This window comes from uncultured Clostridium sp., assembly GCF_963527835.1.
In the GTDB taxonomy this organism is placed as follows: domain Bacteria; phylum Bacillota; class Clostridia; order Clostridiales; family Clostridiaceae; genus Clostridium.
On the sequence record NZ_CAURTC010000007.1, the window covers coordinates 22,312 to 37,740 of the forward strand.

Annotated in this window: 14 protein-coding genes and 1 pseudogene; 8 read left to right on the top strand and 7 right to left on the bottom strand. The window is 26.8% G+C overall.

Annotation, left to right across the window (positions count from 1 at the left end; translation table 11 throughout):
• Nucleotides 1–188: 188 nt before the first annotated feature.
• Together RYM86_RS05710 and RYM86_RS05715 are read left to right on the top strand one after the other, a co-directional pair.
• Complete coding sequence (locus tag RYM86_RS05710; protein WP_315078562.1) at nt 189–689, top strand: TspO/MBR family protein; 501 nt, start codon at nt 189–191, stop codon at nt 687–689.
• A 149-nt stretch (nt 690–838) separates the two neighbouring features.
• Nucleotides 839–2,995, top strand: a complete 2,157-nt coding sequence (locus RYM86_RS05715) for a DNA topoisomerase (RefSeq protein WP_315078563.1) — start codon at nt 839–841, stop codon at nt 2,993–2,995.
• A 473-nt stretch (nt 2,996–3,468) separates the two neighbouring features.
• Here RYM86_RS05715 and RYM86_RS05720 read toward each other — a convergent pair whose 3' ends face one another.
• From RYM86_RS05720 to RYM86_RS05740, 5 genes are all read right to left on the bottom strand, one after another.
• On the bottom strand, nt 3,469–4,182 hold the full coding sequence (locus tag RYM86_RS05720) for an LrgB family protein (protein ID WP_315078564.1): 714 nt from the start codon (nt 4,180–4,182) through the stop codon (nt 3,469–3,471).
• Nucleotides 4,166–4,552 (bottom strand): CidA/LrgA family protein, encoded by a 387-nt coding sequence (locus RYM86_RS05725; protein ID WP_315078566.1) that lies wholly within the window; start codon nt 4,550–4,552, stop codon nt 4,166–4,168. The genes RYM86_RS05720 and RYM86_RS05725 overlap by 17 nt, the downstream gene beginning before the upstream one ends.
• A 240-nt stretch (nt 4,553–4,792) precedes the next feature.
• Entirely contained in the window at nt 4,793–5,593 is an 801-nt protein-coding gene (locus RYM86_RS05730) for an ABC transporter permease (RefSeq protein WP_315078568.1), read from the bottom strand.
• Nucleotides 5,586–6,353, bottom strand: coding sequence for an ABC transporter ATP-binding protein (locus tag RYM86_RS05735; protein WP_315078569.1), 768 nt, complete (start codon nt 6,351–6,353; stop codon nt 5,586–5,588). The genes RYM86_RS05730 and RYM86_RS05735 overlap by 8 nt, the downstream gene beginning before the upstream one ends.
• 19 nt (nt 6,354–6,372) lie before the next feature.
• The gene (locus tag RYM86_RS05740) at nt 6,373–7,401 is read right to left on the bottom strand and encodes an ABC transporter substrate-binding protein (RefSeq protein WP_315078570.1); all 1,029 of its coding nucleotides are present in this window, start codon (nt 7,399–7,401) and stop codon (nt 6,373–6,375) included.
• 173 nt (nt 7,402–7,574) lie between these two features.
• Between RYM86_RS05740 and RYM86_RS05745 the strand changes: the two genes are divergently transcribed.
• The 4 genes and pseudogenes from RYM86_RS05745 (at nt 7,575) to RYM86_RS05760 (ending at nt 11,822) form a co-directional block, all read left to right on the top strand.
• Nucleotides 7,575–8,039 carry a phage replisome organizer N-terminal domain-containing protein gene (locus RYM86_RS05745; RefSeq protein ID WP_315078571.1) on the top strand — a complete coding sequence of 155 codons (465 nt, stop codon included), beginning with the start codon at nt 7,575–7,577 and terminating at the stop codon, nt 8,037–8,039.
• A gap of 238 nt (nt 8,040–8,277) precedes the next feature.
• Nucleotides 8,278–8,694, top strand: a pseudogene (locus RYM86_RS05750) (DnaD domain protein); the annotation flags it as partial.
• 676 nt (nt 8,695–9,370) lie between these two features.
• Complete coding sequence (locus RYM86_RS05755; protein WP_315078574.1) at nt 9,371–10,639, top strand: hypothetical protein; 1,269 nt, start codon at nt 9,371–9,373, stop codon at nt 10,637–10,639.
• Between the two features lie 100 nt (nt 10,640–10,739).
• Nucleotides 10,740–11,822, top strand: coding sequence for a Shedu immune nuclease family protein (locus tag RYM86_RS05760; RefSeq protein ID WP_315078575.1), 1,083 nt, complete (start codon nt 10,740–10,742; stop codon nt 11,820–11,822).
• A 348-nt stretch (nt 11,823–12,170) separates the two neighbouring features.
• On the opposite strand, the gene RYM86_RS05765 is transcribed toward RYM86_RS05760, so the two are convergent.
• Nucleotides 12,171–12,389: a DUF2922 domain-containing protein gene (locus RYM86_RS05765; protein ID WP_315078576.1), complete on the bottom strand. Its 219-nt coding sequence runs from the start codon at nt 12,387–12,389 to the stop codon at nt 12,171–12,173.
• A 44-nt stretch (nt 12,390–12,433) separates the two neighbouring features.
• Nucleotides 12,434–12,661 carry a DUF1659 domain-containing protein gene (locus tag RYM86_RS05770; RefSeq protein WP_315078577.1) on the bottom strand — a complete coding sequence of 76 codons (228 nt, stop codon included), beginning with the start codon at nt 12,659–12,661 and terminating at the stop codon, nt 12,434–12,436.
• 473 nt (nt 12,662–13,134) lie between these two features.
• On the opposite strand from RYM86_RS05770, the gene RYM86_RS05775 reads away from it, so the two are divergent.
• Nucleotides 13,135–13,794 (top strand): SLATT domain-containing protein, encoded by a 660-nt coding sequence (locus RYM86_RS05775; RefSeq protein ID WP_315078579.1) that lies wholly within the window; start codon nt 13,135–13,137, stop codon nt 13,792–13,794.
• 2 nt (nt 13,795–13,796) lie between these two features.
• Complete coding sequence (locus RYM86_RS05780) at nt 13,797–15,179, top strand: reverse transcriptase domain-containing protein (protein ID WP_315078582.1); 1,383 nt, start codon at nt 13,797–13,799, stop codon at nt 15,177–15,179.
• The last annotated feature ends 250 nt before the right edge of the window (nt 15,180–15,429 follow it).

Consider the following 15,429-nt stretch of genomic DNA (forward strand, 5'->3'; position numbering starts at 1 on the left):
TTAAGTATTCTCAAAGCTCAATTACAATGCCACTTTGCCTATTACATATATCAAAACCTTTTAAAACAAACTTAAGTTAAAAATTTTAATGTTTGTGATTGAAGTTATAAGTGAACATAATTAAAAAAAATCAACATATAAATTAAATAAAAGATAAGTATTATTTTTTAAAATTATGGAGTGTTGATATGAAAGAAGAAAAAAAGAAAACTAAAAAAATATTTTTTATACCATTGATACTATCAATAGGTATACCGTTAATAATAGCTAGTTTTATAAATTTTACAATGCCGTATATAGGAGATTTGTATAATAGCCTAAATAAACCGTTTTTTGCGCCACTAGGAACTGTTTTTCCTATTGTATGGACTATTCTTTATATATTAATAGGGATAGCCTGTTATAGGGTATATATACTTAAGTATAGAGGCGTTGATACAAGCTCGGCAATATTTACTTATTCTATACAGCTATTATTAAATTTTTTATGGTCATTTATATTCTTTGGATTAAGATTATATGGAATAGCTTTTATTGAATTATTAATAATAGTATTCTTTGCAGGTTTAACATTTATTAAATTTTATAATAAAGATAAAATTGCAGGAGTGTTATTTATTCCATATTTACTTTGGCTTATTTACGCAGGAGTATTAAATTTTTATGTATGGATGTTAAATGAAATGTAGATTTTTCTCATAGGATTAGAAAGATGCTAAAAAATAAGGTTAGTTGATGCAGACGGGAATGCAATCAACTAGCCTTATTTTTGTTTTAATGTTAATATATATGTTGGTAAAAGATAATAAATAGAGTAGTGATTTTAAGGAGGTAAGGCATGGCAAAGGTAATTATTGCAGAAAAACCTTCTGTTGCAAAAAATATTGCAGATGCGTTAAATATAAAAACTAGAAAAGATGGTTATTTTAAAGGTGAAGATTACTATATTACTTGGGCCTTTGGTCATCTTTTACAATTATATGATGCAAAAGATTATGATGAAAATATGAAAGGATGGAGAATGGAGAAGTTTCCATTTATTCCTGAATCTTTTCAATATAAAGTAAAGTGTGATAATATCGATAGAACAGTTGAAGATAAAGGCGCTGCAAAACAAATTAACATAATAAAGTCCTTAATAGAGCAGAAAGATGTAGATGGAGTTATATCTGCTACGGATTTTGATAGAGAAGGGCAAGTAATTGCAGATGAATTATTTAATTATTTAAATATTCAAAAGCCTATATACAGATTATTATTAAATGAATGGACTCCAGATGAAGTAAAAAAAGGCATGGGAAGTTTAAAAGAAAATAAAGAAATGCAATTTTTGCAAGATGCAGGAATAGGCAGGCAATGGACAGATTGGATCATTGGAATAAATTTAACTTCTGTTAGTACATTAAAATATAAGTTTGAAGAGAATAAGACAATTAACATAGGTAGGGTATTATTACCAACGTTAAAGATAATATATGATAGAGATAAAGAAATAGAAAATTTTAAATCCACTACTTATTATAAATTAACATCAACTTTTAAAAATTCAAGTAATGAAGAATTTGATGGATTATATTATGAAAAAGAATCAGAAAAATTTGAAGACAAAAGTGTTTTAGATAATTTAGTAAAGCTATTAGATGGAACTAATGCGACTATAACAGATAAACAAACTGAAAAAAAGAAAGATTATCCACCATATCTTTTTAACTTATCTAATTTACAAGGATATATAACAAGTAAGTATAAAGGATGGACATCAGATAAGGTATTAAAGGTTGCACAAAGCCTTTATGAAAAGAAATATACAACTTATCCTAGAACTGCAAGTGTGGTCTTAGAAGAGAGCTTAGAGGACAGAGCAAGGAAAGTTTTAAATACATTAAAAACAGGGTTACCTTACGAAAAAGATGTTAAATTTGTAAAAACTAAAAGAGTATTTGATAATTCAAAGGTTGAAAGCCATAGTGCAATAACACCAACATATATTAAGCCAAATGGACTTAGTAAAGATGAAGAAATTGTTTATAACGCTATTAAAAATAGATTTATAATGCAATTTATGCCTATTGCAGAATTTGAAGAAACAAAGATAAGGTTAAAACCATCTAATGAAGAAATACAAGGAGAATTTATATCAAAAGGAAAAGTTCAACTTGTAGAGGGGTGGAGAGTAGTTGAAAAAATAGATACTAAAGATACTATACTTCCTATGGTAAATGTAGATGAAAAAGTAGATATAGTATCAAATAAAGTAAATAAAGTAACTAAAAAACCACCAAAGCATCATACAGAAAAAACATTACTTAGAGTCATGGAAACTTGTGGTAAGGGCATAGAAGGAAAAGAAGATTCTGAGGAAATGATGCAATCCATCTTAAATGGATTTAGCATAGGAACGCCAGCAACTAGAGCAGAAACTATTAAGAAGCTTAAAGATATTGGCTACATATCTACTAAAGGAAAAAGTCTTATATGTACACAATTAGGCATAAATATAGTGGAAGTTTTTCCAGTTCAAGAACTTTTAGACCTTGAGTATACAGGTAGGCTTGAAAGCACATTATCCGATATAGAAAAAGGTAAATTTAAAAAATCTGATTTTATGAGTCTGATATATGATTTTACAAATAATGCTGTTGATAAAATTAAAAAGGATACATCAGCTTTATCTAAATTTAAAGTGGAGCTTCCAGAAGGTGCAGAGGAGATTGGAAAATGTCCTGTATGTGGAAATTCAGTAATTGAAAATGAAAAAAACTTTGGATGTACAAATTGGAAGAATGGTTGTAAGTATACCATATGGAAAGATGATAAATATATATTATCTTTTGGTAAGAAAGTGTCTAAAGAAATGGTTGCATTGTTGCTTAAGAATGGTAAAGTAGGTTTTAGAAATTTAAAGAGCAAAAAAGGAAATACCTTTTCAGCATATTTTAGATATGAAAAAAATGAGAAGACAGGATATTACAATTGGATGATAGAATTCATATAAAAGACTCTGTTTTAAATATGTGTTGATATATAAAATAGGTAAAATGGCATTGTAATTGAACTTTGAGAATAGTTAAGTGAGAGTCAAAAAGTAAGTGCCCAAAAGTGAATGTCCAAATTTTACATTTGGAAATAGGAACTTTCACATGGTGCATTTTATATTTGGCTACACGAACTTTCACACAGTGCATTTTATATTTTGTTTCTCGAACTTACTCAGCGCAATCGAGTTTCCTTTTTATATTCACATTTACTGCTTGTCTCAATTTTATATTGGGAGCAAGCTAAAATGAGACTATACTCATTTTTAGCATTCCTAAGTTCAATTACTCAGTCCATTTTACTTATGTATATATCAACACGTTACTAAAACAGAGCCTAAAAAAGACGTTGCATAGATTTTGCAACGTCTATTTTTGGTTATATGGATACTATTTTTTATAAACTATTTTTTGTAATAATAATTTATATTAACTATTTTATGAAATTATACATAAATATTGCTAAATGATAAGCTATTGGAGCCATAAATACTGTCATAAGTCCAGCAACACCTATTGAAAGGCTACTCATAGCACCTTCAGTGTCTCCAAGTTCTAAAGCTTTTGTAGTACCAACAGCATGAGCCGCAGTTCCAATTGAGATTCCAATTGCTACCTTGTCTTTAATTTTGAATACTTTACATATAGCAGGTCCTAATATAGCACCCATAATTCCAGTAATTATAATTGCAAGTACAGTAATAGGAACTAGTCCACCTAAGTTGCTACTTATTTCGATACCTATTGGTGTTGTTACAGATTTTGGAATTAAAGATTTTATTATAGTAGAATCTAATCCAACAAAATAAGATATACCCATTACAGAGAACATACCTATAATACTTCCTAAAAACACTCCAGAAAATATTGCTACAGCATTTTTCTTAAGCAATTCTATTTGGTTATAAAGCGGTACAGCTAGTACAACTGTTGAAGGTCCTAAAAACATATTAATGAATTGTCCGCCTTCATTATAAGTATTAAAATCTATATTAAATGCAAATAAGAAACAAATTATAAATACAATTGCTATAAGTAATGGATTTAACAAAGCAATTCCGGTTTTCTTATTTATAAATATTCCTATTTCAAATGCAATTAAAGAAAGTACTAATCCAAATAAAATATTATTAACTATTATGTCCAATTAATTCACTTCCCTTTTTTTGATCTTTTGATTTTTTTGATATAAATTGAACTATTAAACCAGTAGAGGCTATAATTATTATAGTTGTACATAAGCAAACTATAAGTAATTTTAACCAATTAGACTTTATTATATTTAACGAAGTCATAAGTCCTACTCCAGCAGGAATAAAGAAGAATGCTAAATGATCTAGTAAAAAATCTGATACGTTTGAGATATTATCAACTTTGATTACATTAAAACATAATAATAAAAATAATATAATCATGCCTAAAATATTACCTGGTATAGGTAAGTTAAAGAAAGATGATAAAAATTCTCCTAGTAAATAAATAATTAAAATAATTAAAGCTTCTTTAAATAATTTCATCTTTTCCTCCCCAAAAATATGTATTAAATTTTAAATTTTAAAAATATAATTTTTAAAGAATAAGTTCACCTACTATAATTTATCACTTGTTGAGTAATAAGTAAAAGGTATATAAAGTCAAAATAATAAAAGATTTTCAGAAATAATTCTAAAAATCTTTTATTAGAGTGAGTATAGTGATTTTTTCTACAAAAAACTCGTAATTATTAGTTAATTTGGAGGTTTAGACATAAAATTTAATTATTTTTCTAAAGATTTATTTTTAATTAAACGTTTTTCTAAAAAGGCTACGATTTCATACATTATAAAAGCTATCACAGAAAGTATGACGATACTCATCATAACCATATCTAATTGAGCAATTTGACCACCATATACAATTAAGAATCCTAAACCTTCTCTAGCTACTAAAAATTCTCCCATTATTACACCAACCCATGATAATCCAACATTGATTTTTAATGCTGATATGAAAACAGGAATTGAGTAAGGGAAAATTAAATGTCTTAAAATTTGAAGTTTAGATGCCCTAAAAGTTTTCATAAGCATGATTTTATCACTGTCTATTTCATTAAATCCACTTAACACGCTTATAATTGTTGTAACAATAGAAATTAATAAGGCTATTACAATTATAGCAGTAGTACCATTACCAACCCAAAATATAATTATTGGTGCTAAAGCAACTTTAGGTAAGGCATTTAATACTACTAAATAAGGATCTAATACTTTAGAAGCAAAAGGACACCACCATAGAATTACAGCAATTGCTGTTCCAAGGACAGTTCCTAAAGTAAAGCCTAGTATTGTTTCATAACATGTTACCCAGATATGGCGCATTAAAGTACCATCTGCATAAAAAGATGCAAGAGATTTATACATTCTAGAAGGAGTAGAAGTTAAGAAAGGATCAATCCATTTTAAGTCACCTGCAATTTCCCAAAGTGCTATAAAAATAACTAAAATTAAAATTCTAGTAATTACAAGCTTTATTTTATTGTGTTTTAATTTTTTTAAATATATATCATGCTCTTTACTCATTGCATTGATCCAACTCCTTCCATAAATCATTAAAGTAACCTCTAAACTCTGGTTCTTTTCTTCTTTCAAAAGGAGTAATATCTTTTTTTGAAAACAGTATATCCACATCTTTTTTTATCTGTGCAGGTCTTTGAGACAATACAAGTATTCTACTAGAAGTGGAAATAGCTTCAGATATATCATGAGTTACCATTATAGCAGTTTTCTTTTCTTTTTTAATTATTTTAAATACATCATCACATACTAAAAGTCTTGATTGATAATCTAAAGCTGAAAAAGGTTCATCTAAAAAGAGTATTTCGGGATTAAGTGCTAATGTTCTTATTAGAGCTACTCTTTGTCTCATTCCCCCTGACAATTCATTAGGGTAATGTTCTTTAAATTTTGATAATCCATAGGTTTCAACTAATCCATTAACTCTTTCAACAGCTTCTTTAGTAATTTGTTTTTTTATTTTTAGTCCAATTAAGAGATTATCCCATACATTTAACCATTCAAATAAATGATCTTTTTGAAACATATAGCCTATTTTATTTAAGTTATTCTTTATATCTTCATCTTTATAAAGTATAGATCCACTAGATGATTTTAATAAGCCACTAATTATATTAAGAAGAGTAGATTTACCACACCCAGATGGACCAAGTATTGATATAAATTCACCATCATTTACTTCAAAACTAATATTGTTTAATGCTTTAGTTTCACCCTTTAGTGAGTGATAGTTCATAGATAAATCAGAGATTTTAAGCAAGCTCAAAGCAAACCACCAATCATATTTATTTAGTTGCTTTTTCAGCAAAACTATTATCTACAATTTTGTTGAAATCAGGCTTTGATGGAATTAATGATTTATCATACTCTTGAATTATATCTATCAATCTATCCAAATTTTCTTCTTTAATTGAAGGATCATGAGCTAAAGCATCTATTTTATTATAGTTATTTATAACTGTTATAATTATATCTCTGTCAGTTCCAGGGAAGTATTGTATTATTTTATCAGTTATTTCTTCAGGTGTATGAGAAAAATACCATTGTTGTCCTTTATATATGGCTTTTGTGAATTTTTCTATTACGTCCTTATTATTATCTAGGTAAGACTTAGTTGCAAAGAAACAAGTATAAGGAATAACTCCAGAATTTTCACCAACAGATGCTAAGATACTTCCACTACCTTCTTTTTCAAGCATTGAAGCAGTAGGTTCAAATAATGCTACATAATCCCCAGTGCCACCTTTAAATGCACCAGAAGTAGCAGCAAAGTCTATATTAGTTACCATATTAACATCTACTTTAGGAGTTATATTGTTATTTTTCATAGCGTACTCTAAAGCCATAGCAGGAACACCACCAGGTCTTCCACCAATAACTTCTTTTCCTCTTAATGTATTCCAATCAAAGTTTGTTTCTTTATTTCTTCCAACTAAGAAAGAACCATCTTTTTGTGTAAGCCCAGCAAATACTACGGGGTAATCTTCTCTTCCTTGATTATTGATATAGATTACTTGCTCAGGGCCACAGAATCCGATATCAGCATTATTGCTTAAAACAGCTTGCATAACTTTATCAGCGCCTTGTCCAGTAGCTAAATCAATATTTATGCCTTCTTCATCAAAGAAGCCTTCGCTAATTGCAACGTACATTGGAGCGTAGAAAACAGAACGAGTTACTTCATTTAAACGAACAGTTACTTTTGCATTTTCATCAGTGGTTTTAGAAGAACTCTTAGAATTACAAGCAATCAAAGAAGTAGCCAATGTAAGAATTACAGTTAAAGAAAGTAAAAGTTTTAACCCTTTTTTCATTAAATTGCATCTCCTATAAAGTAATCATTAGGCTCAAAAATGACTTAATTAATTTAACTAAGTCATTTTTTATTGAGACTAAAGTCTTTCTGTTGTATATTATGAAATTTTATAGAAAAGAGTGTTAAATTGATGAATTATATGTAAGAAAATTAATAGATACTATTCATTATGTGTGTATTAGATTATTAGTACAAGCAGGCAAAACTAATTCTAATGGGTTTATATTTTTAGGGGAAAATATTCCATATAGTGATGAAATGTTATCTACAATTTTTTGTAGACCGTTAACTTCTATTAGATTAGCATTAAAGACTTTAAAGGATTTTAGAATGATAAAGGTTGATGAGGATAATCTTATTAAGATTATTAATTGGGAAAAACATCAAAATGTTGAGGGCATGGAAAGAGTTAGGGAACAAAATAAAATAAGGGCAAAGAATTTTAGAGATAAGAAAAAGCAACTTAAAGAGCCAGTTAAGGTTAAGGAAAATGAAGAGACAGAAATTTTGGATTGTAATGAGGATAAGTCTGTCCAAAATTCAGAAGAAGTTAACAGTAACGTTACTGAATTAAAAAGTAACGTTATGCAAAATAAAAATAACGTTACAGTAACGAAAGAGAATAAGAGAGAGTAAGAAAAATACTGAAGAAAAAAATAAGGATAAGAGTGAAAATAAGGCAGAGAATGAAAGTAAGGTTAAGAACAATGAGATAGATGATAAAAACTTAGAGGATAATAATAGTGAGAGTAACAAATGTAGAAGTAGAAATAATAAGCTTAGTTATGAAAACTTAGAAGATAAAAGCAAAAACTATGAGAATGATGATTTTTTTAAAGAACAGATTAGCTTTAGGGATGAGTTAGAAGAGGCTAATAATAAGGATTCACAGGTGAAAAAAGATTGTGAAGTTAAACCTGTTGCTAGTAATAAAAAAGCTATAGATGAGCTTTTAGATGGTGCAACAGAGCTACTTAAGTATTATGAGGATATGACTGGAATAATAGGTGGACTTAACTTAGGTTCTATTAAGTTAGCTATTTCTATGCATGGGTTTGATAATGTCAAAATGGCCATTAATAAGGCTTTAGAAGTTAATAAGGAAAATATGACATACATTAATGGCATACTTAAAAATTGGAAAAGGGAAGGCTATCCAAGTGATGATGAGAATTATAAGAGTAGAGTTACTAAGAATAGCTAAAACTTAAAATTTGATAATTTTGAAGCAAGAAAATATGATTATGATTCTTTGGAAAAGAAGCTGCTTGGATGGGATGGGGAAGGGTGAAGTATAAAGAATATTGGATAATAGTAATGTTTGAGCTTAGAAATTATAGATAGTTGATTATTTTATATTTATAACAATCACTGGCATTATTACTGATAGGGATCGCGTTACTTTAATAAGGGGATAAGCGCTAGGGTTTATGAGATGTGTAAGAATTATGTTTTGGTGATTGAGAAGAGTCAGGAGAAAAATTATAGACTTGGTGAGGGTAAGTTAAGATTTAAAGAGAATATTGGTTAAGAGCGTAATGTATTTAAAGCCTGCTGTGTATGACTTGGGGAAGTTGTATATGGTGGGTTTTGTTTTTTTAGGAATTTTGGTGTAGTGGATATGGGAATATTCAGGGTGTTTTAATTGTGGTGAATTTGAGAAATATGGTATAATAAGGGGCAAAGTGTAAAAATTAGATTATATAGATAATGTCTATAATTGGAAGTTAACTTAATCAGAATAAAGTGATTAATAATTAAATAGGTTTAGGATAATGAAAGGTGAAGCATATCATAAATAAATGAGGTTTATAGCCTTAGGAATTGATACAACTTGCCTAAGGCTGTTTTTATAAGTGAAAATACTGTATCATAAGTAAGATGAATATTATTATTTTAATATGAAATATAGTATAATTATTACATAAAATAACAAATATGGTTTGTGAAAAATAAATTCTTGAGAGGTGATTAATATAAAAAGTATAGTTGATGAAATACCTAGTATAAAAAAGATGAAGGATGAAATAAAAGGTATGAAGCTCTTAGGATTCTTAGGAGGAAAGGATTTAAAAAAGCAAATAAGAGAAGCAGATAATAATTTGAATAAATTTATTATTCAAATAGAATTATTTAATGAACGATTTTCTGATAAAGGATGGATAGTTTATGATAAATTAAGTTCAACATTGATTGAAGAAGTAAATAAAGTATATGATGAAAATGGGGTAGAGGCTGCTGAAAAAGTATTAATGACATATTATTCTTCTAAGGTTGAAGAATCTCTATTTTTTTTGAAGAATAATTGTGAAGAACTTCTTGCAAGGTATAATTTAATTTTAAAAGCATTTGAAGATCATAAAGAAGGAAGATATCATGCAAGTGTTCCTCTGTTTTTAATGATTATAGATGGCGCAGTAAATGATTATACAAAAAGCAAAGGTTTCTTTGCTGAAGGAACTGATGTAAGTGCTTGGGATTGTTTGGTTGGATGTAGTAGTGGTTTAAGTAAAATAAAAAATATTTATTGTAAAGGACGAAACAAAACAAATACTGAAGTAATTTATTTACCATATAGAAATGGAATATTACATGGTAGAGATTTAAATTATGATAATATATTTGTTTCTAGTAAGTGTATCGTATTACTTTTTGCAATTCATGATTGGATGACTAATAAAAAAAGCGAAGATTCTAGAAGAGAAAGATTTGTTGAAGCACAAAAGCCAGTAAGCTTTAAAGAAATAATAACACAGCTTAATAAAAATCAGGAAGATAAAAAAATAATTAATTCATGGAAACCAAGAATAGTAACTATTGGCGAGACTATACCTGAGAGTGGCAAATATGAAGAATATAATGATTATGAGTATATTCAAAAGGTGCTTAAAATTTTTGAGTATTGGAACAAGAAGAACTATGGACAACTTTCTAAGATATTAGATAAAATGTTTAATTATGAAAAGTCACAGGGATTAAGACCTAAACTATGTAGAGAGCTATTTCAAAACAAAGAACTAATATCATATAGATTAATCGAAGTAGAAGAGCGTGCAATTTCATTAAGAAGAGTATTAGTAGAAGCAAAATGGGAGAACAATAATAAAACATTTATTGAAGATTTAGAATTTGGAGTAGTTTATCAAGATGAACGAGATAAACCACTGTTATCTAATGAAAAAGATGGAGATTGGGTAATAGTACCTTGGAGAGTACAAGGGTTGTATAAAATATAATTAGAAAAAATAGCATTAAAACTACAAATTCAAATATAAAATTATATTAATGCTATGGAGTCATAAATAATTACTTAAAAGTTTTAATGAGGTGAAATATATGAAAGTATCAGACTTTATATTTAAATTCACAACTAAGATAAATAGTATAAATTATGGGGTATGCAGAGTAAGGATTTTTATTGGGGCTGGTAATGCTATATTTGTGTTAATAACTGACATAGGAGATTTATATCCGTCGATGTCTGTTACAAATTCAATTGAATATATATGTTCATCTCTAATAGAGAAAGGATTAATTAATAATAAATCAACTTTTATAGAACATTATGAAAAGGATACTTTTAGTTGTCCAAGCTTTGATATCATAGAATTTGATAATAACGGAAAACCTAGCTGGCATAGTATTAGTGAAGAGAGTGTAAAAGAATTATTAGGTTGTGATGATAATGAATTATCTAGTTTAACACATGAGAATAAACGATTAATTTCAGAAATTGATAGAATTAAATATTATATTAATCCAGAATTAGATTTTGAATATAGAGAGAATCAGGACATAATAAAAAGGAGATTTGAAATTAAGGAAAGCATGTTAACTAAAAATCAATTAGAAAATATTATAAAAAGTGGAGCTAAAGAACAAGATATTGCAAGATTAATAAAGAAAGATTTATCTATTCTTGCTGAAATATATGCAAATCCCAAAGATGAGTATATTTGTGTTTCAGAATTCCCTATTGAAGATGGGTATGTTGATTATGTTGTATTAACTGGAAGGTCTAGAATGAATGTATATTTGATTGAAATTAAGGGAGCAGATTTTAATTTTATTAATAAAAATAGTTATAAGTTTAATGAAAAAATAAGTGAGGCAAGTCAGCAGATTGACACTAGATTAGGTTTTATTTCTAGAAACTATATGTATTTCAAGAAAAATATACATGATGTACGAAGAAGAATAGAAAATGGTGAAGTACTATTTAATTCTTTTAGGGGACCTATCAGCAATTTGCATGTTGATCCTGATAAGGATATAAATATATATACAGTTATAGTTGGGGGAAGAACAGGTGATGATTATATCGAGAGTAAGCTTAGGCACGATTATGAAATGAAAAGTATTTCAAAGACAAAATTAGAAACTTGGGATACATTTTTAAGAAAATTAACCAGAAAATAAGTTGGTAGAATATTATAATACTATATGTTTAAGCAATATATGGTATTACAATTACTAAATTAAATAGAAAAAATAAAATTTATAAAACCTCACTTAGTAGTGATACGGAGAACCGTATCATAAATAAAGTAGATTTCGATTAAAATACAACTTCTAATTATTCATAAAATAAGAAGTTTAATTTTGTCATATAGTACATTTAATTTATAAATATAAGTTTTTATGCATAAGGTGACATAAGTTAATTGATTTTTGTAGCTAAAAATAACAAACCACCCATGTACAAGCTTTAGTTTTATACATGGGTGGTTTGTTATAGAAAGAAAAAATTATTAAATTAAGAGTACATTATTTTACTTCAAATTTTTTAACTTCTCTTTGAACTAATTGAGCTGAATAAGGTTTTACAAATGAACCTTTTCCAGTTAAGAAGAAGTCTTTTTCAACTATAAGATTCATTAAAGCCTTTACCTCATCAGCAGATATATCTTGCTTAACATCTGTTATAGTAAGCGCTGATTTTGAACCAACAGTATTTAAAAATACTAATGATAAACTATATTCCATATTGATTTACCTCCTTTTTAATTTGTTAAATTGATATTCTAAAATTAATCTTCTTGCATTAGTTTAGAAGTATCAGTTATGAAGAAATTTCTACAGTCATTTGCAAAAACTTTTTCAAATGCTTCTGCAACTTCCCAAACTTCTTCAGGTGTTCTTTTTGGATTTACAGATGAGAAATTCTTTTTAGTGTAAATAGGATCACCAAGTTTGTCTTCTCCTTTTTGTACCTCGATAGCAAGAGTACAACAAGTTTGAATTCTTGTAATAGCCATGATGTTTACCTCCTTTAATTTGATTTCATATAGGATATATGTGTTGGGGGGAGGAATTACATGGTAGAGGGAAAAAAATTTTCAAAATATTTAAATGATACATAAGTAAATAAGGACGACATAGCATGTGAAGATAGTGTACTTAAAAAATGGGACAAGAATATAGAAACAATTAGATAGGAACACAAGAACACTGATAATAAAAGTGAGTAGAACTTGAAATTTGATAATTTTTAAGAAAGAGGATATGCAATAAAATTTTGAGTTTATTATAAATAAGCAGTACAATTATATACTAGAAAAGATAACATTTTATGCTATAATAATAACGTAATCTTCCAAAATAAGAAATATTTTTAGCTTAGTGCTATAAAATGACCTAAAAAATTATTCGATGACTTATTTTATTATTAAAGTAAGTATTATTATTAAACTTGGAAGATTACATTTTTATTTAAGGAGTAGTAGATAATATGGTGGATAATAGTACATGCATTGTTGGAATTGAAAAAAGTATAGATATAGGTGTAAATAAAAAAGAATCCCATGAAGAATTATTAAAAGCTATTGAAAACTTTAAATATAATAAGGTGTGGTTTACTAAAAAAGCTAGAATGGAAGCTGAATCTAGGATGAATAATAATGATAAATTATCAAGTGTAGTAATTAATTATTATAATTTATTGGTTCTCTCCGTTTCTATATATACATTAGCCTGGGAGTCAAAAATAGGAGTAGTATTAACAACAATAGTATCAGTAGGATTGTTTGGAATAAGTAACTATATTAATTCATTAAATTATAAAGAAAATGCATTTAAATACAGGGAATCATATTTAAGATTAAGTAAAATAGAAACAAAATTACATAGTTTAAGTTTAAGTGAAAACCTAGGAAATAAAGAAGCAGAAGAATTTAAAAAGATTAGAGAAGAATATGACAATATTTTAGAATTATCATATAATCATTCAAATATTGATTATATTGTAGTAGCAATGCAAAGTGACAAATGCAGTAAAAATTATATACAAAACTATTATTGGTATAAAATAAAATATAATATAGGTATTACTGCGATATTTATATTACCTATAATTATAGGAGTAATTTCAATAATTGTTGGAGGAAAATAATAGTGAGTGATGAACTTATATTAGATGGGAGTACTGAGTGTTTTAAAAAAATATTTTTCAAATATATAACACCTAATTCGGCAAAAGGAATAGACAATATAAATTTTGAAAAATATAAGTTAAGAGTTGATGAAAATTCAGAATTAATAGCTAAAAAAATTAGATCAGGAAATTATAAATTTTCATATTTTAGAGAAAAACTTATTTTAAAAGGAAGAAAAAAAGAACCTAGAATTATTTCTATACCTACAATTAGAGATAAAATTGTATTTAAGTATATTCAATTATTATTAAAAAATCAATGTGCAGATATTATTCAAAAGATACCTCAATTTTACATAAATGAATTTAAGAAAAATATAATAAATTATAATTATTTAATAAAGTTAGATATTTCAAAATATTATGATACTATAAAGCATGATATTTTAATTGATATATTAACTAATATGGGAGTTGAAGACTTTATTATAAAGTTAATAAAAAATGCCATATCAACGTCAACTATAAATGATTATGAATTATATAATAAGAAGATGAAGAAAGAAAATAATAAAAAAGGAGCCCCTCAAGGATTATCAATTTCTAATATATTAGCAGCTATATATATAAAAGAAATAGATGATTTATTTAACAAAAAACAAAATATAAAGTATATAAGATATGTTGATGATATAATTATATTATGCAATGAGGATGAAGCAAGTTCAATATATGATAATATAGTAAACTTATTATATGATAAATTACGTTTAGAGATAAATACAAATAAAGAATATAAACATAAAATAGATAATAAAATAGATGTATCATTTTTAGGATATAATTATAGATTTATATATAATAAATTCAATGGATTTACTATAAAGAATGAAAATTTATACAAATTTGAAAATAGTATAGTTAATATATTTACTAGGTTTGAGTCAGATAAAAATATGTCAGAAAAACAATTTGTTTTTGTGTTAAACAATAAGATTACTGGATCAATATCAAAAAAAATAGATACAGATAATTCACGAGAGAGTAAATATGGTTGGCTTTTCTTTTATTCTCAAATTGATGATTATACAATTCCATATAAGCTAGACCAGTTGTTAGATAAATTGTTGAATAGATTTAAGAGATGCTCAGGTATAAAAAGAAATAAAATAAAAAGTTTTATTAAGACATTTGGAGAAATACGGTCTAATATAAAATATACTAATTATATTCATAGACCTGATGAACTTAATATTAACCAAAGAAGACAATTGCTAGTTGATGTATTTGAAATACATATAAATAAGCTGAAAAAAGATAGTACAGTAGATAAACTATACTATAAATTTGTTTATAAACCAATAAAATTATTACAGAAAGATATACAACAAATAAGGTCATAAATAAAAGTTTATATTAATACATAAGAGATAGCGAAAATAATATTTTAAGGAAGACTTTTTTCAATAAGCCCAAATCAAAACAAAATCAAATATTCAAGGCAAGTCCACTTCGGTAAACAAGACGTTGTCCTGCAAATGATACAAGCTCTTATAGAGCTAGTACACTTCGGGAAACTTTGTTTACCTAAATGTACATGCCTTTTTATTCTTTTAAGATGTATGTACTAAAAATAAAAAAATCCTTGATTGT